The organism is Fuerstiella sp., assembly GCA_022447225.1.
Lineage (GTDB): Bacteria > Planctomycetota > Planctomycetia > Planctomycetales > Planctomycetaceae > S139-18.
In genome coordinates, this window is sequence record JAKVAZ010000004.1 from 205,311 (window position 1) to 220,131 (window position 14,821).

The window sequence follows — 14,821 nt, forward strand, 5'->3', positions numbered from 1 at the left end:
CACATGCTTTCAGGAATCAGCAAACCACAATCCTCGTGCGGTTTCGCCAAGTATGGCTTTCTTCGCTGAAGTTTCGAGTCCAAGCTCACGGGTAAAAATCTTGAGGTGGTCAGCATAGCTGATCTCCGGACACCACAATTCGCAGGGGAAGTCGCTGCCCCACACACAACGTTGCGGCGAGAATGCCGCAATCACCTGTCGACAGGCGTGGTGGAGGTCCCGACACGGGTAGGGTTCGGCAGTACCAGTCGGAATAAATGTCAGTTTGGCATGTGCGCCCGGAAGTTCTGCAAGTCGCACCACATTACTCACGATCGCATCTGTGTCGGGACCGGCTTTGATGTTGAGACAGTGGTCAATGACAAACCGCAGTTTCGGATGACGCACTGCAAGAGCTTCGATCTGACTGCGGTTCTCTTTTCCTGTAAGCACATTGATGACGATACCCAGTTCTTCCGCCGTACCCCAAAGACGATCGACTCCGGGATCATCCAGTTTCCCACTCTTCGCCGGCACACTGCGCATGCCTCGAACGTTTGAGTCCTGTACGTAACGACGAAGCAAATCCGGACTATCCGGGTTGTCGGGGTCGAGCGTGATCACGGCGGCCATGAAATCACTGTTATCGCGGGCCGAATCTGCCGTGAAACGATTATCAAAGCGATAGTAGGTGCTCGTCTGAATTGCAGTCACGAAACGAACGCCGTTTGACTTCATTTCCTGTTGGAGGTGAGAAACCGTGCCCTTGCCGGCCGGAGGACGATAGGGTTCCTCGACCGTTGGGTATTTCTGCTCGTCTTCTCCGTAGATGTGGGCGTGACAGTCGATCACCAGCAGGTCGTCGTCCGCCTTTTCTGCCGCCACAGTACCGGTAGCGCAGGTGGCTCCAATGGCGGCCGCTGATTCGCTGAGAAACGTGCGGCGTGTTTTCCTATTCTTCGATGGCATAACAGTTTATTCCCGTTTGGCAGGACAGTGGACCACATGGGTACTGAAAGACAATCCGGATTGTCAGAACCACATTGGATTGCCGGATGGATCATATGAAGAAAAGGCACCACCATCCGGATTTCCTGCTTCAATTTCTTCGGAATGCGAAGCACGAACTGCTGCCAGGTTAGCTGACTGTCCCGTTATAGAACAGCAATCAGTCGCAGACAATTTTTTTTCACACACGCAGCCGGCCGCAGGTTGATGCGAACTGCAGACAATTCGTGTATGCTGAGGTTCCATTGGTTCCGTCAACCGCCACACTGTCGAATTGAGGATTTGAAATGTCTCATTTGAACCCACGTGTCAACGTTGCTTCTGCCCTTTCCCGACGCCGTTTTGTACGAACCGTCGGCGGAGCCGCCGTGACTGCATGCAGTCTTCCGCTTCTCGACCAATCCACCGTTGCGGCACCATCGGCAAAGAGTACGGCCGAATCGGCAGTCAAACGACTGTACGAATCGCTCAGCGACCGGCAATCTTCGGTCATCTGCTTTCCGTTCGAACACCAGCTTCGGAAGAAAGTCAGTGCCAACTGGGGGATCACGGATCCGGAAATCGGCAGCGACTTCTATACCAGCGAACAGCGTGAACTGATTGGTCAAATTGTCAGCAACGTCACCAGTGAAGATGGCTATGAACGGCTTCTTAAACAAATGGATGACGACAATGGCGGTATCGAGCAGTATCAGTGTGCCATTTTTGGTGAACCCGGGACCGGTCAGTTCCAATGGGAACTCACCGGTCGGCACCTCACACTGCGAGCCGACGGGGACAGTGTGGAGAACACCGCATTTGGGGGGCCAGTTATCTACGGACACGGTGAGGAAGAGATCAGGCAAAACCTCTTCTACTACCAGACACAACAGGCAAACGAAGTGTTTCAGGCGCTGGACAGTGCGCAGCGCAAACAATCGCTGCTGAGGAGAGCCCCCAGGGAGACCCAGGTGCAGATTCAGGGAGGCACCGGCAGGTTCTCTGGTGTGCGAGTTGGTGATCTGTCCCAGGACCAGAAGCAACTGGTGGAGTCTGTTGTCAAGACCATCCTCGCGCCGTATCGCAGCGAGGACGTGGACGAATCGATGTCAATTCTGAAAAACAACGGAGGACTGGATGAACTCCGGATGGCCTTCTATCAACAGGAAGATATTGGAAACGATAAAGAGTGGGACATCTGGCGGATTGAAGGTCCGGCATTCGTCGTTCATTTTCGCGGGGCGCCACACGTCCACGCTTACATCAATATCGGTGTCAAATCGTAACCTGACACTCTGAGGCAGTTTCAAAATGGCGCTCAGTAACAGTCGCGTTCAGCGAATGAGCATGCTTTGCGCAATGTATGTTGCCCAGGGATTGCCCTGGGGGTTCATGCTCAACACAGTCGTAAGCTATATTACAGACACAGACGAAACCGTCACAGCCACAGAAATCGGCCGTCTGACGGCCATGATTCTTTATCCGTGGACATTCAAACTTGTCTGGGCTCCACTGATTGACAGTCTAACCGTGCGTTCCATGGGACGTCGTCGGCCTTGGATCATCGGTGCACAACTGATGATGGCCGTGTCGCTGTTGATGCTGCTCATGCTGGGAGACCTCACAGAAAACATCGCTCTGCTGGGCTGGATGTTCTTTCTGCACAACTGCTTCGCGTCACTGCAGGATGTGGCAACAGATGCACTGGCGATCGATGTCCTTCCGGTGCAGGAACAGGGACGTGTGAACGGACTGATGTGGGCTTCCAAACTGATGGGAAAGGGAATTGGCACCGCTGCCGGTGGATGGCTCATCGCGGATTACGGATTTTCCGCAGCAATCATGGCGCAGTTCGTGTTACTCTTTCTGATCATGTTGTTTCCTTTGCTGATGCTTGAAAGACCGGGAGAACGGCGATTCCCCTGGAGTGTAGGTCAGGCATCCGAATCCGGCGGAACCACCAGTGTTCGAAATCCCGTGGCGGTCGCAGAGGATCTCATCAGGGGTTTTTCACTGCGGTCCACTGCGTTGTTCATCATCTTCGGACTCACCGCTGTTGTCGGCTGGGGACTGGTGGAAGTTTTAACAAAGCCACTGTACACCCAGGATCTGGGCTGGTCCGCCAAAGAATATTCGTACTGGACCGGCGCCGCTGTCTTTCCGGAACTTCTGGGCGCCGTTCTGGGAGGCCTGTTGGCGGATCGATTTGGCAGGCGGATGGTGATCACCATCGGCTTTGGAGCCTACGGCCTGCTCGCGATTCTGTACGGAGCGCTGCCGCAGATGTGGATACCGGAAACGGATGGGCAGGCCTGGTTCTCAGCTGCATTCCTGTGTCTTAACCCCGGCTGCGTGGCGATGGGTGCTGTTGGCTACAATTCGATGGGCATGCAGTTATCATGGACACGTGCTTCTGCAACCATGTTTACCATCTATATGACACTGTCCAATGTGGGTCATGTTGTGGGTAACGAACTCTTCGGGCCGCTTCGCGACCAGTTGGGATTTAGTTTTCAACATATTCTGTTTGTGGGTGGCGGGTGCATGCTCGCCCCCCTGCTGTTACTGCCACTGATTCAGCCAACACAGGTGGCTCGAGCACACGAAGCCGACAATCGTCAGGTTGACTAAAGCATGCAGTACACCGAACTAAATTCGGATTTCTGCATATTGGTCGAACTTTGAAATGTGTTGACGACCGCTGCCTGCCGCCACGACCGATACAGTCAGTATTCCCTGGCGTCAGAGGCTGCAATCAGTGGCCAAATGAAATAAACAATCGCCACGTTCAACGGGTCCTGGTACACGTCGGCAAATAATCGTACCCGATTCTCTGAAATGCGCCGGCACAGGTTCACGCCACGGCGTCTGCGGACAATACACGTTTGCTGCGGGCTGGCCGGCCTGCACCTGGTCACCAAGATCGGCCAGTGGCTCCCACAATCCATAATCCGGACTGTAAACATAGTAGTCCACGGTACGTACTTCCATGAGTCGTGTTGCCGGCGGATCATCTCCAACATTAATCTCCGGGACACTACCGACATGTCGCAGCACTCGTCGCACTCCTCGTTCGGCAATGGCAACCGACTGCACGGATGTCGTTCCCGATCCCCCCAATTCCGTGCCGATGGCCGGGACACCGGCCCGATTTGCCGCGGCCATCATGGTTCGGTCCTCACCTCCCGGCCAGGCAATATATCCCAGTGGAGCAGCAAACGCCTGAAGCATATCGAGTTGCCTTGCCGCACGGTCATCGTCTTCGACAACAATTGTGAGCGTGCTGGGAAGGTACATCAAAGAGCTGCCTCCGGAATGCAGATCGACGGCGAAGTCAGCTATGGACAGCAACTCGGTCTCAATATAGTGAGCAATCGACTCAGTCGGGGAACCGTCCGCATTCCCAGGAAACGAACGGTTAAGATTCAGATCGTCAATCGGCGAAGTTCTCAGCCCGGCAATCACGGCCGGATAGTTGGCAGCCGGCAGGATGATTATGCGTCCCCGAACCATTTCCGGTTCAAGCTCCCGACACAGTTTCATCAGGGCAAGCTGACCTTCATATTCATCACCGTGATTCCCCGCCGTCAGCAGCACAGTGGGACCGTCTCCGTTTCGGATGACAATAATAGGAACGGCAATCCAGCCATAAGCCGAACGATGGACCGAATGCGGAATTCTCAGGAACGACTGCTGCCTGCCATCACGATTAAAATCAATGTCGGTTGTAATTCGGGATCTGCGTGTCATGTTTTCTTCCGGAACGAATATGGCTTGACTGCTGGTGAGTCCGACTCGGAGGGACAGTACTTTACCGAATGCCTGTCAGGTCGCGCGTGCAGACGCATCTAAAAACCAAACAGACTATTTTCTTCTGTCGGCTGCACATCCGGTGATATTAGAAACTCGGTCGATCAATCTCATTTGCCAGCTGCTCGTTATAAGCAAAAAGTGCAGGTGTACCGCCGGTGTGAATGAAAACCACGTCCTGATCGCGAGCGACAATACCCTTACGAATATGATCAATCAGGCACGCCATACTTTTCCCGCTGTAGCAGGGGTCCAGCAGAATGCCTTCTGTCCGGGCCAGTAATTCGATGGCCTCCAGACAACCCGCAGTCAACGCACCGTAGTGTGGACCCACGTAGTCTTCGGTCAGGTTAAAGGAGTCCGTATTCAGTCGGGTGCCAATCTTGAGCCGTTCCGCTGCATCATTGGCAATCCGGATCATTGCGGCCTGAGTGTCCCAGGGCCAGACAATGGGAGTCACGCAGGTCACCGGCAGAGCCAGTCCCAGGGCGGCCGTCGCGAGGGCGACACCGGCCCCTGTCGAACCGGCAGAACAAACATAGACAGCATCGGGTGCAAGATCCGCGGTGGCAGCCTGTTCCAACAGTTCAATGAGACATCCCACATAACTGAGCGCTGCCAGCGGTTTGACGTACTTCGGATCCCGGTCATAGACACGACGCCCCTCCCTTCGCAGGCGTACAGCCGCCTGAGCAATCTTTTCATCCAGTTCAGGCCCCTCCGGCTCATCAACGATTTCGATACTGGCCCCCACAATATGGTCCAGCAGCAGGTTCCCCTGGACCGGATCGGGACCGTTTGCAGGTGCACCCCGACCCAGAACAAGGTGACAATCCAATCCGGCTTTTGCGCAGGCCGCAGCCGTCTGTCGACAATTATTACTCTGGACACCGGCCCCCCAGACAACAGTGTCTGCTCCCTGTTGCAGCGCATCCGCAATCAGAATTTCGTTGTGGCGTGTCTTGTTACCTCCAAAGGCCAGGCCAGTACAGTCATCACGTTTGATCCAGATCCTGGGACCACCCAGTGTATCAGTCAGCCGGTCCAGAAACTCCAGTGGCGTCGGCAGGTGGGCCAGCGGAAATGTCGGCAGCTGATCAAGACGACTGCGTAGTTCCACCATCGAACAGGTATCTGTGTTAAGCATCATGATCCCGCAAGTGAAGTATTCAGTCCTGTCGTACTGCACGATAAAACAAATAAGTATTCTAATGCAGCAGTGATATTCGGCGTAGCGACACAGGAACGAACTATTGCCACCACCGGCGAATCCTGAGTTCAACCGATCATCCGCTGTCGATCACTGCCAGATCCCGTTACGCTGACCGGAAATTGTGAAGTCCGCAACATCAATTTTGTCACGTTCGTGCGAAGAGGAGTTTTGTTGTTTCAGTACCGGCCGGGCTGAATAGCGGAACGTATCAGGGATACCGGCCGATGATGCGTTTGGAACTTCGGGACAGTCACAGACATCCGGCACACCTGTCAGCTTTGATTCTGATAACGATCAAATTCAACAACACATGTTCAGTTGTCTGTTCGTGTGCAGCACACTCTGTCGACACCGGATCGTGAATTCGCTGAAGTACCAGACACACTCCCCAAACCTGTTCGGCAGCGGCATCGACAGTTCAATGCCGATGGTCAAACAGGTGGAACGTTTCTCAGCCCATCCAGCCCATTCTGAATCCTCCGGCACATGGAAACCATAACATGATACCAGGCCGTTTTTTCAGCAGTATGTTCCACTGTGTGCTTGTGGTCGTGTGCCTCGCTTCTTGTAAATCGAGCGTCACAGCCGCGGAATTGCCCAATTTCATCATCATCTTTATGGACGACATGGGTTACGCCGATATCGGTCCTTTCGGCGCAGAAGGCTACCAGACCCCAAACCTGGATCGCATGGCGAGCGAGGGCCGAATTTTTACCGACTTCTACGTGACTCAGGCCGTCTGCTCCGCATCGCGAGCAGGATTGATGACCGGGTGTTACAACGTTCGAGTTGGTATTCAGGGTGCTCTGGGACCAAAGGCCAAAATCGGGATTCACGAAGATGAAATCACAATTGCCGAGATCTGCAAACAGAAGAACTATGCCACAGCCTGTTACGGCAAATGGCATCTCGGTCACCATAAACTTTTCCTGCCAATGCAGCACGGATTCGATGATTACTTTGGTCTGCCCTACAGCAACGACATGTGGCCCTATCATCCCAATGTGCTGCATTTGTCGATGGACCAAAGACTCAAACGCTGGCCCCACCTGCCACTCATCGATGGAAACGACATCGTGAATGCAGAAGTCTCACCAAAGGACCAGGAACAACTCACAACTCAGTACACCGAACGAGCCGTTCGCTTTATTGAAGACCACCGGGACGAACCATTTCTGGTGTATCTGCCGCACAGCATGGTCCACGTCCCGCTTTATGTCTCGGATAAGTTTCGCGGTAAGAGTGAACGCGGACTGTTTGGTGACGTGATGATGGAGGTCGACTGGTCGGTCGGTCAGATTCTGGACACACTCCGAAGAAACAGGCTGGACAGGAACACGCTGGTCATTTTCACGTCTGATAACGGACCGTGGCTGAGTTACGGGGATCACTGCGGCAGCGCCGCCCCTCTGCGAGAGGGCAAAGGGACAATGTTCGACGGTGGCTGTCGTGAAAGCTGCATCATGTGGTGGCCCGGCAGAATCCCGGCTGACACACGTTGCAGTGAACCGGCAATGACCATCGACGTTCTGCCGACAATTGCCTCACTCATTGACGCAGACCTGCCGGACCACAAAATTGACGGTAAAAACATCTGGTCACTGATGTCGGGTACCAATGGTGCGAAGTCACCTCACGAAGCCTATTACTTCTATTACAAACAGCAGTTGCAGGCGATCCGCAGCGGAAAATGGAAACTACATTTTCCTCACCAGTATCGCACCATGGCCGGTCAACCGGGGGGCACAGGAGGATTTCCCACGGATTATTCACAGGCCACGATCGGCAGGGAACTCTTCGATCTGGAATCGGATATCGGTGAATCCAGAAATGTCGCGGATCAGCATCCTGCCGTCGTCAAACGGCTTTCAGATCTGGCTGCACTGATGCGCAAAGAACTGGGTGACAGCCAACAAAAGGGGATGGGTATTCGGCCTGCCGGATCGCTATGACCATGTGGGGCAAAATACCAGTCGGAGAAACCGGAAGTCACCGGCCAGACCGGACGATCCCAAGTCACGTCGACTGCAGGAACCAATTGAAAAAATCCGGGAATCAGTGACACATTTCGGGCCCGCCGAAGCGGGATGCCTCAAAAAAGGTATCGGGCGTCATTCAGACGCTCACACGTTGAACAGAAAGTGGCAAATATCGCCATCCTGCATTACGTAATCTTTTCCTTCCACTCGTAATTTTCCGGCAGCACGGATTTCTTTTTCGGTTCCGTGTTCTTCCAGATCCTGCAGACGATAGACCTCGCAACGGATGAAACCACGTTCGAAATCGGTGTGAATGACGCCGGCTCCCTGTGGTGCAGTCGCTCCCACCGGAATTGTCCATGCTCGGACTTCTTTTTCTCCGGCGGTGAAGTAACTTTGCAGCCCCAGGGTTTTGTAGGTTGCCCGGGCCACGGCCGACAATGCCGGTTCCGTCAGACCAACGGCTTCCAGCATTTCGCCACGGTCGCCTTCATCAAGAGTCGCAAGCTCTGACTCAAACCTTGCACAGACAGGAACGACAGGAGCTCCCACAGTCTCGGCGTGCTGACGAACGCTTTCAACAAGTGAACCACTTCCGGTAATGTCGTCTTCATCCACATTGGCGATGTACAAAATCGGCTTAGCCGTCAGCAGACCAAGTCCCCGCACCACCTGCGCTTCATCCTGGCTGAACTGCAGAGTCCGCAGAGGCTGTTCCTTTTCGGCGTGTTCCAGACACTTCTTAGTGACAGCAACTCGCAGGATGGCATCGTTGTCCCCGCCTCGTGCTGCTCGTTCTGACTTTGGCAGAGAGTTCTCCAGTGTCTGCATATCCGCCAGCAACAATTCTGTTTCGATGATTTCGATATCAGTTAGTGGATCAACGGCTCCGGTGACGTGGGTCACGTCTTCGTCTTCGAAGCATCGAACAACCTGCAGAACAGCGTCCACTTCCCGAATATGACTCAGAAACCGGTTCCCCAGTCCTTCCCCTTCGCTGGCTCCTTTAACAATTCCGGCAATGTCGACCAGCTTAATAATCGCGGGAATGACCTTCTGTGGCGGTATGTACCGGGCAATCGTGTCCAGCCGCAAGTCCGGTACACTGACAATTCCCTCGTTGGGCTCGATCGTACAAAACGGATAGTTGGCACTCTGCGCTCCTTCACTGCTGGTGAGCGCATTGAATAGTGTGCTTTTGCCGACATTTGGCAATCCAACGATTCCAGCTTCCATCAGCTCTTTCCGGCAACATCACTACGAATACTCCCCCCACACACATACGTGGGGGGGGAGTATAGCGTCGCCGATCCCTCTGTATAATCCAAAGGGACACGACGTGTTGCTTTGAAAGATCGTCTTACTGCTTTGACAAAGTGTGAAAGCAGCCGGTAACGAGCGGAACGTTCAGACGCAGTCCAGTGGTCCTGTAACACCAGGCGGACCACTGTCTGGAACGGAACACCGCCTTCTTCGAAAACTCAGAATTCGCCCACGATTTCCCCGCCATTGCGTGTGGCCAGGCTTTTATAGAGCGTCTCGTCAATGTTCTGGCTGACAAAGTGCACAGAACCATCTCCGAGCACAAAGAAAGCACCACCACTGTGGTTGCTGCTGAAGTCATCAAAGTGTGCGGCCGGATCATTCGGCGGATGATCCGCAGATCCGAGGACCCGCTGAAACGCCTCTTCACCTTCCGCAACCATTCCGGTCCAGGTCGAATACCAGCCGGCCGATTCACGTGTCAGCCGCTCGCCGACCATCAGCGTATTCGTGGTTCCGTCGGTGATATCCCGTATTCGTGTCTTGCTGTTGTGATAGAAGATCCCGTCACCGACACACTGACCGTTGGAGTTTACGGGATCGGTTCCCGGTGTGTTCTCGCATCCGTCCAACTCCTCTGTCCCGAACACGCCGATGTAGTTGGCTATCGGCAGTGTGGCCAGGACGGTGCCCGGGGCACCTTCTTCTTCTATTTCCCAGTTATCCGGCTGCGGATCAGACGGACAGCGGAAGGACGCCAGGTCGGTATTCAGAAACTGTGCGTTGGCCGGATCTGCGATCGGCAGATTACAATTAAAACTGTTGAACACGTTGCCCTGATCCATAAACGGAAGAATCATGACACCCCACCCGGCACCACTCGTACCTTCATGAGCACTCTGAACACCGGTTGCGGCATCGACGCCAATCCAACCGGAAGGAAACACTAAATGAGCATCGTGGTAATTGTGTAGTGCCAGACCTATCTGTTTGAGATTGTTGCGACACTGAGTTCTGCGTGCCGCCTCACGGGCCTGCTGAACTGCCGGAAGCAGCAGTGAAATTAAGATCGCGATAATGGCGATCACCACAAGAAGTTCGATCAGGGTGAACCCCCGACGACGTTGGAAGAAGGATTGCATTTCAGGTTTTCCCAGTAAAAAAAAAGACATTCAAATCAAAAAAGAGCACAACGATACAGAAAATTAATCGGAACGCGCTGTCATCGAACCGTACGTAAATGTCCGGGTAAACGGCACAACGATACGCGCAGGAATCTCGTGTGGAATGAGGAGCAATGTAGATCGCCGGAGTTACCCTGTCCGGCAGCCTGTTCGCGCCGTTACAGATCCAAACGATCAGAAAACACCCCGCGACTAAGCGACAGGCGGACCTCGAACCGGAAACGTATACCGGAACTCAATGCACATCACCTGTGGTGCAGAGACCGGTGTCGGAACGGTGAAATCTGTTGCGGGCGGCCCGGCGGCCGGACAGCCTGCAATCTGTGCGGCAAATGCTACCTGGCAGACCGGACAATTCTCCGAATCATGTGAATGATCCGGAACTTTGTCAGGCTGAGAGCCGCCATGGCGATGATGGTGACAATGAGCGTGACCGGAACACGATGGAGCCACTGTCGACGAACGGGCATCATGATGACACCCGATATGCACCACGTAAGTGAGCGGCGCTATTGCCACCTGAAGCAGGGCAATACCGACAACGTTAAGAATTCGCAGTGGCTCAAACAATGAAAACATTGGTTTCATTCACCGACCCGGTACCGATCAATCAACACGTTCTATGTCATATACGTGTATGTGACCTGAAAGAATTATAGATTCCTCGTTTTCTGTTTGCAATTGGGACGAGATTCATTCAGCTGCTGTCAGCTCAGTTGTCCTGCAGGTCGTTACCAAACCGAACCAGCAGGAATTGAACATCAACTCGAGAAAAACCTCATTCGATCCAGCTTCAGGGAGGCAAGCCCGCATACCGACTCTTGATTGCAGATTGACACCAAATTCACACAAATCTCAACAAGGTAAAGACTGTGACTTGCTGGACTGACCGCAACCCGTGAGTCGCTACAACATTCCGCTGGAAAGTCGAATTGCTTAGTTTTTGGCAGACGCAAAAACGTCATCATCGCCCACATGTGCCTAATGACTTAGCAACCAATTGACGGCGTCAGCAACCGTATCGCCGGAACGGGCAGCGAAGGTCACAGCATTCACCTCGCCCGCGGCTGCGTAGGCACCAGTCACAACAGCAGATGCGTGTGTTTCATCACCAATCCACAAACTGTACGGAGCAGACAATGCCAGCAACGACGGCAGGTCTCCGTACTTCACAGCTCCCGGCACAAATCCGGCGTCCTGCCAGCGTGTCAAAGCGGCAAAACGAAACCCGTCTGTGGCAATCGCCACATTGTCAAATTGATCGCCGGCCATGGCCCGTGAGGCCGCCAGCACAGCTCCTCCGCCATTCACACCCACGGCGTGCACGGCACGGGGACTGTGTTGATCTCCGTTAATCCAGGCTGCCATGGTCAACAGATCATGCACCTGCTGAACAAACAGTGAGTTGTTATAGGTGTAAGTAAAACCGGCGTAGGTTCTTGGATTTGCAACGAGACGGTTCTCCGTCAGTTTCTGCCGACTGGTTGTGAACTCACCCTGTCCTGCCAGATCAGTCCCGACCACTGCATAACCGGCATTCACCAGTCGCCTGACGTCCGGTTGCAGTACGTCACCGGCAAACATGCCGGATTTACCGTCACCGTCCACCCATAATACTACCTGTTGATTCCAGGCAGTCGACTTCGGGTAAAGCGAGATGACGGGCAATTGCTCACCATGCGTTGTCAGAGTCAGCAGATCACCGAATTCAAGATATTCGGAACAGTCTTGTTTCCACACTTTGGTGCGCCGGACATCGTCTGCGTCGGGCAGATTTCTTGCGATGATAGTCTCCCATGCCGCCCGCACAATCCGTGCATACTTCTGCCGATCTTTAATCGATGCAGGATCATGGTCAAACAGTACTTCCCGGTCACGTTCGTCCAGCTGTTTCAGCAGGCGACGTTCATAATCAATACCACCCGGTGGAGCCGGATGCATATCGTTCCAGATGGCCGACTCTTCGTCCGTAAACAGCGGCCAGTCGGTTTCCACGATCGGCTCTCTAAACCCCAGATCCAGATGACGATTCATCCACGAATACATCAACTGCCGCGTCACCGCATTGTAGTTGTGCGGAAAACGAAGCATCTCCACACAGTCCACGTTGTCAGGCGCACCCAGCATGGTGTACAGCCGTTTCAGCTCAGGGAAGCCTCTGGACATCATATCTCTGGTCCAGTCGTTCACCGCCGTCATTGACTGTGGACGCGGTGCAAACGCTGCAGCCAGTTCAACGTTGCCCGTTCCGACGCGCAACAGGCTGCAGTTTTCGCACGTGCAGCCACCCTGCATCCCTGTCGAAACCATCCCGTTGGGATAGGCCGCAACGGGACGATCATCAATCGCTCCCAGCAGGATGGTCTGAGTACCACCACCGCTTCCGCCGGTGACTGCAATTCGACCGGGATCCACGTCCGGAAGACCGGCCAGAAAGTCCAGCCCGCGAACACTGTTCCACGTCTGCAAACCCAGAATGGAATGCAGACGTGACTCCGCCTGTACCCCAAAAAAACCCCAGTCGCTGCTGCCTTCGAGTTCTACACGTGGAGACCTGTATCGATGAGAGGCCTCAAACGAAATTTGTCGACTGTCGGCATATCCCAGCATGTCGTAGATGAACGTAACACAGCCCATTCTTGCCAGTTGTGCACAACGCGCCAGTTTGGGCATGCGACCCGAATTCGGCAGAAACTCTTCGCCATTTTCGATCTGCTGTTGGATTCTTTTGTCGTCGAATTTTTGCAGACGTCCCCCGTGGCCGTGAGGACACAGCACAGCGGGACCTGGTGTGTTTGCAGCGTCAATCGGACGAAACAGCATACCAGTGACAAAGTGTCCGGGCAGGCTCTCAAAATAGACCTTCTCCATCGTAAAACCGTCACGTTCAACTTTTCCGTGAATGACGGGGTTCAGCGGAGTCTTTTCCGGCATGGGCCACAGACCCGTCGCAACCAGTACGCGCTGTTTCAGTTCCTCCTGTCGTTGTTCCCACGCAGCTTTGGACTCGGGGACCTCAAACGGAAAATAAGCATTGAGGTCTTTCGGATCACGAAGTCGCACATCTTCAGGCTGCTGCCCAGGATCCAGGACCTGATGATTCCTGGCATCACCGGCATGCGTCAGCTGCGACCATACAATCGACGTCGCCAGCAACGCATGAGACAAAAATATCTGAATTCGGATCATCGTGGAATCTCACAACCAGGAATACAAACGATCCTTGAGCACATCGAGTCAACCCACAAATCCGATACTACTCGTGTGTTCGGACAAAAAGCAACCAGTCGGCAAAGGCCGGTCACATGGAAGACAGTCTGCTGGTTTGATTCAGCGGCATCAGCTCCGTCTGGAGCGCTCATGGCGTTCCTGACGAATGACCTTATACTTAAGCAATACTTATCGCATCAGTGCATCTGTGACGCATTTCTTTGCCGTTACGCGGAACGTTAACCAACTGAAACCTGATCGTCACCTGCCTACTCCTATGCCGCCACTGATCAAATTGCAGACACACCTCACCGCAGGAACACTGTTGCTGTTCCTGGCCGGTTGCGCTGACGAACCCGCCCTTCGTCACTATGTGGTTGCACGGGAAAATGATCACAACCTGACGTCCGACCTGCTGCGAAAAGAATTCACACCCATCCCCTTTCGCTGGAACTTGCCGAAAACCTGGACACTCGCACCAAACGATCAATTCAGTCTGCGGGCATGGAAAACCGGTCCTCCAACAAATCCGGCCCGAATTACACTGGGACAGTTTCCCGCCCGCACCGGAATCCTTGCACAAATCACACGCTGGCGACGTCAACTGGGTCTGGGTTCAACGGACGACGATACCGCCATGAAAGATGTGCAGGCACTCAGAACCCAAAATGGCGCAGGTTCTTATGCCGCAATCAGGGGCGAATCAGAATCCATCCTGGCGTTTATTCTTCCGATTGGATCACAGTTCTGGATTTTTCGATTCAAGAGCGCCAATATCACCGCCAAGGCTGAAAGTGAAGATTTTCGCAGCTTCTGTACATCGTTGAAGTATGTGAAGCCCCCGCAAACGGGCTTCGGTGCAGATCGCGGTCTAAATCCGTCACTGCCGCCACCGGCATCGCATTCGACGTCCGAACCGAAATCGACACCGGAATCCGGTGCCGGAGCGTCTGACTCCCGGCCGACTCCGGCGTCACCACAAATCAGCGAATCAGATAATTTAAAATCAGCCACAGATCCGATTGAATCATCCGCAACGGTTGAATCCGGCACAAACGACCCACCGCCGGCCGGTGAGTCATCTGCGGAAGCAGATTAGCGGTGCATCGGGTTTCATTATTCCGGTAGTGAAATTCACCCGATTTTTCGAACGGCACCAGTTATCCTGCTAATGACTAAAGTGAACCGACAGTGGA

11 protein-coding genes are annotated in these 14,821 nt (G+C 53.8%); 5 read left to right on the top strand and 6 right to left on the bottom strand.

Going from position 1 to position 14,821, the window contains the following annotated elements; genetic code table 11:
• Positions 1–9 precede the first annotated feature (9 nt).
• Positions 10–948, bottom strand: a complete 939-nt coding sequence (locus MK110_04570) for an amidohydrolase (GenBank protein ID MCH2210551.1) — start codon at positions 946–948, stop codon at positions 10–12.
• A gap of 326 nt (positions 949–1,274) precedes the next feature.
• Between MK110_04570 and MK110_04575 the strand changes: the two genes are divergently transcribed.
• Together MK110_04575 and MK110_04580 are read left to right on the top strand one after the other, a co-directional pair.
• Positions 1,275–2,252 (top strand): DUF3500 domain-containing protein, encoded by a 978-nt coding sequence (locus tag MK110_04575; GenBank protein MCH2210552.1) that lies wholly within the window; start codon positions 1,275–1,277, stop codon positions 2,250–2,252.
• A gap of 25 nt (positions 2,253–2,277) precedes the next feature.
• Positions 2,278–3,597: an MFS transporter gene (locus tag MK110_04580; GenBank protein MCH2210553.1), complete on the top strand. Its 1,320-nt coding sequence runs from the start codon at positions 2,278–2,280 to the stop codon at positions 3,595–3,597.
• Positions 3,598–3,708: 111 nt separating this feature from the next.
• Here MK110_04580 and MK110_04585 read toward each other — a convergent pair whose 3' ends face one another.
• Both MK110_04585 and MK110_04590 read right to left on the bottom strand, forming a co-directional pair.
• Positions 3,709–4,716, bottom strand: coding sequence for a succinylglutamate desuccinylase/aspartoacylase family protein (locus MK110_04585; GenBank protein ID MCH2210554.1), 1,008 nt, complete (start codon positions 4,714–4,716; stop codon positions 3,709–3,711).
• A 148-nt stretch (positions 4,717–4,864) separates the two neighbouring features.
• Entirely contained in the window at positions 4,865–6,058 is a 1,194-nt protein-coding gene (locus MK110_04590) for a D-cysteine desulfhydrase family protein (GenBank protein MCH2210555.1), read from the bottom strand.
• A 524-nt stretch (positions 6,059–6,582) separates the two neighbouring features.
• Between MK110_04590 and MK110_04595 the strand changes: the two genes are divergently transcribed.
• Complete coding sequence (locus tag MK110_04595) at positions 6,583–7,941, top strand: sulfatase (protein ID MCH2210556.1); 1,359 nt, start codon at positions 6,583–6,585, stop codon at positions 7,939–7,941.
• Positions 7,942–8,112: 171 nt separating this feature from the next.
• Here MK110_04595 and ychF read toward each other — a convergent pair whose 3' ends face one another.
• Positions 8,113–9,204, bottom strand: a complete 1,092-nt coding sequence (ychF, locus tag MK110_04600; GenBank protein ID MCH2210557.1) for a redox-regulated ATPase YchF — start codon at positions 9,202–9,204, stop codon at positions 8,113–8,115.
• Positions 9,205–9,449: 245 nt separating this feature from the next.
• On the bottom strand, positions 9,450–10,373 hold the full coding sequence (locus MK110_04605) for a DUF1559 domain-containing protein (GenBank protein ID MCH2210558.1): 924 nt from the start codon (positions 10,371–10,373) through the stop codon (positions 9,450–9,452).
• Positions 10,374–10,787: 414 nt separating this feature from the next.
• On the opposite strand from MK110_04605, the gene MK110_04610 reads away from it, so the two are divergent.
• Entirely contained in the window at positions 10,788–10,988 is a 201-nt protein-coding gene (locus tag MK110_04610) for a hypothetical protein (protein MCH2210559.1), read from the top strand.
• A gap of 408 nt (positions 10,989–11,396) precedes the next feature.
• On the opposite strand, the gene MK110_04615 is transcribed toward MK110_04610, so the two are convergent.
• Positions 11,397–13,604: an alpha/beta hydrolase family protein gene (locus tag MK110_04615; protein ID MCH2210560.1), complete on the bottom strand. Its 2,208-nt coding sequence runs from the start codon at positions 13,602–13,604 to the stop codon at positions 11,397–11,399.
• 187 nt (positions 13,605–13,791) lie between these two features.
• On the opposite strand from MK110_04615, the gene MK110_04620 reads away from it, so the two are divergent.
• Positions 13,792–14,724, top strand: a complete 933-nt coding sequence (locus tag MK110_04620) for a hypothetical protein (protein MCH2210561.1) — start codon at positions 13,792–13,794, stop codon at positions 14,722–14,724.
• Positions 14,725–14,821 lie beyond the last annotated feature (97 nt).

Excerpts from the sequence above, each read along its gene's own strand:
- MK110_04570 (MCH2210551.1), bottom strand. The coding sequence starts at position 948 with ATGCCATCGAAGAATAGGAAAACACGCCGCACGTTTCTCAGCGAATCA.
- MK110_04575 (MCH2210552.1), top strand. The coding sequence starts at position 1,275 with ATGTCTCATTTGAACCCACGTGTCAACGTTGCTTCTGCCCTTTCCCGA.
- MK110_04580 (MCH2210553.1), top strand. The coding sequence starts at position 2,278 with ATGGCGCTCAGTAACAGTCGCGTTCAGCGAATGAGCATGCTTTGCGCA.
- MK110_04585 (MCH2210554.1), bottom strand. The coding sequence starts at position 4,716 with ATGACACGCAGATCCCGAATTACAACCGACATTGATTTTAATCGTGAT.
- ychF (MCH2210557.1), bottom strand. The coding sequence starts at position 9,204 with ATGGAAGCTGGAATCGTTGGATTGCCAAATGTCGGCAAAAGCACACTA.
- MK110_04605 (MCH2210558.1), bottom strand. The coding sequence starts at position 10,373 with ATGCAATCCTTCTTCCAACGTCGTCGGGGGTTCACCCTGATCGAACTT.
- MK110_04610 (MCH2210559.1), top strand. The coding sequence starts at position 10,788 with ATGATCCGGAACTTTGTCAGGCTGAGAGCCGCCATGGCGATGATGGTG.
- MK110_04615 (MCH2210560.1), bottom strand. The coding sequence starts at position 13,604 with ATGATCCGAATTCAGATATTTTTGTCTCATGCGTTGCTGGCGACGTCG.
- MK110_04620 (MCH2210561.1), top strand. The coding sequence starts at position 13,792 with ATGACCTTATACTTAAGCAATACTTATCGCATCAGTGCATCTGTGACG.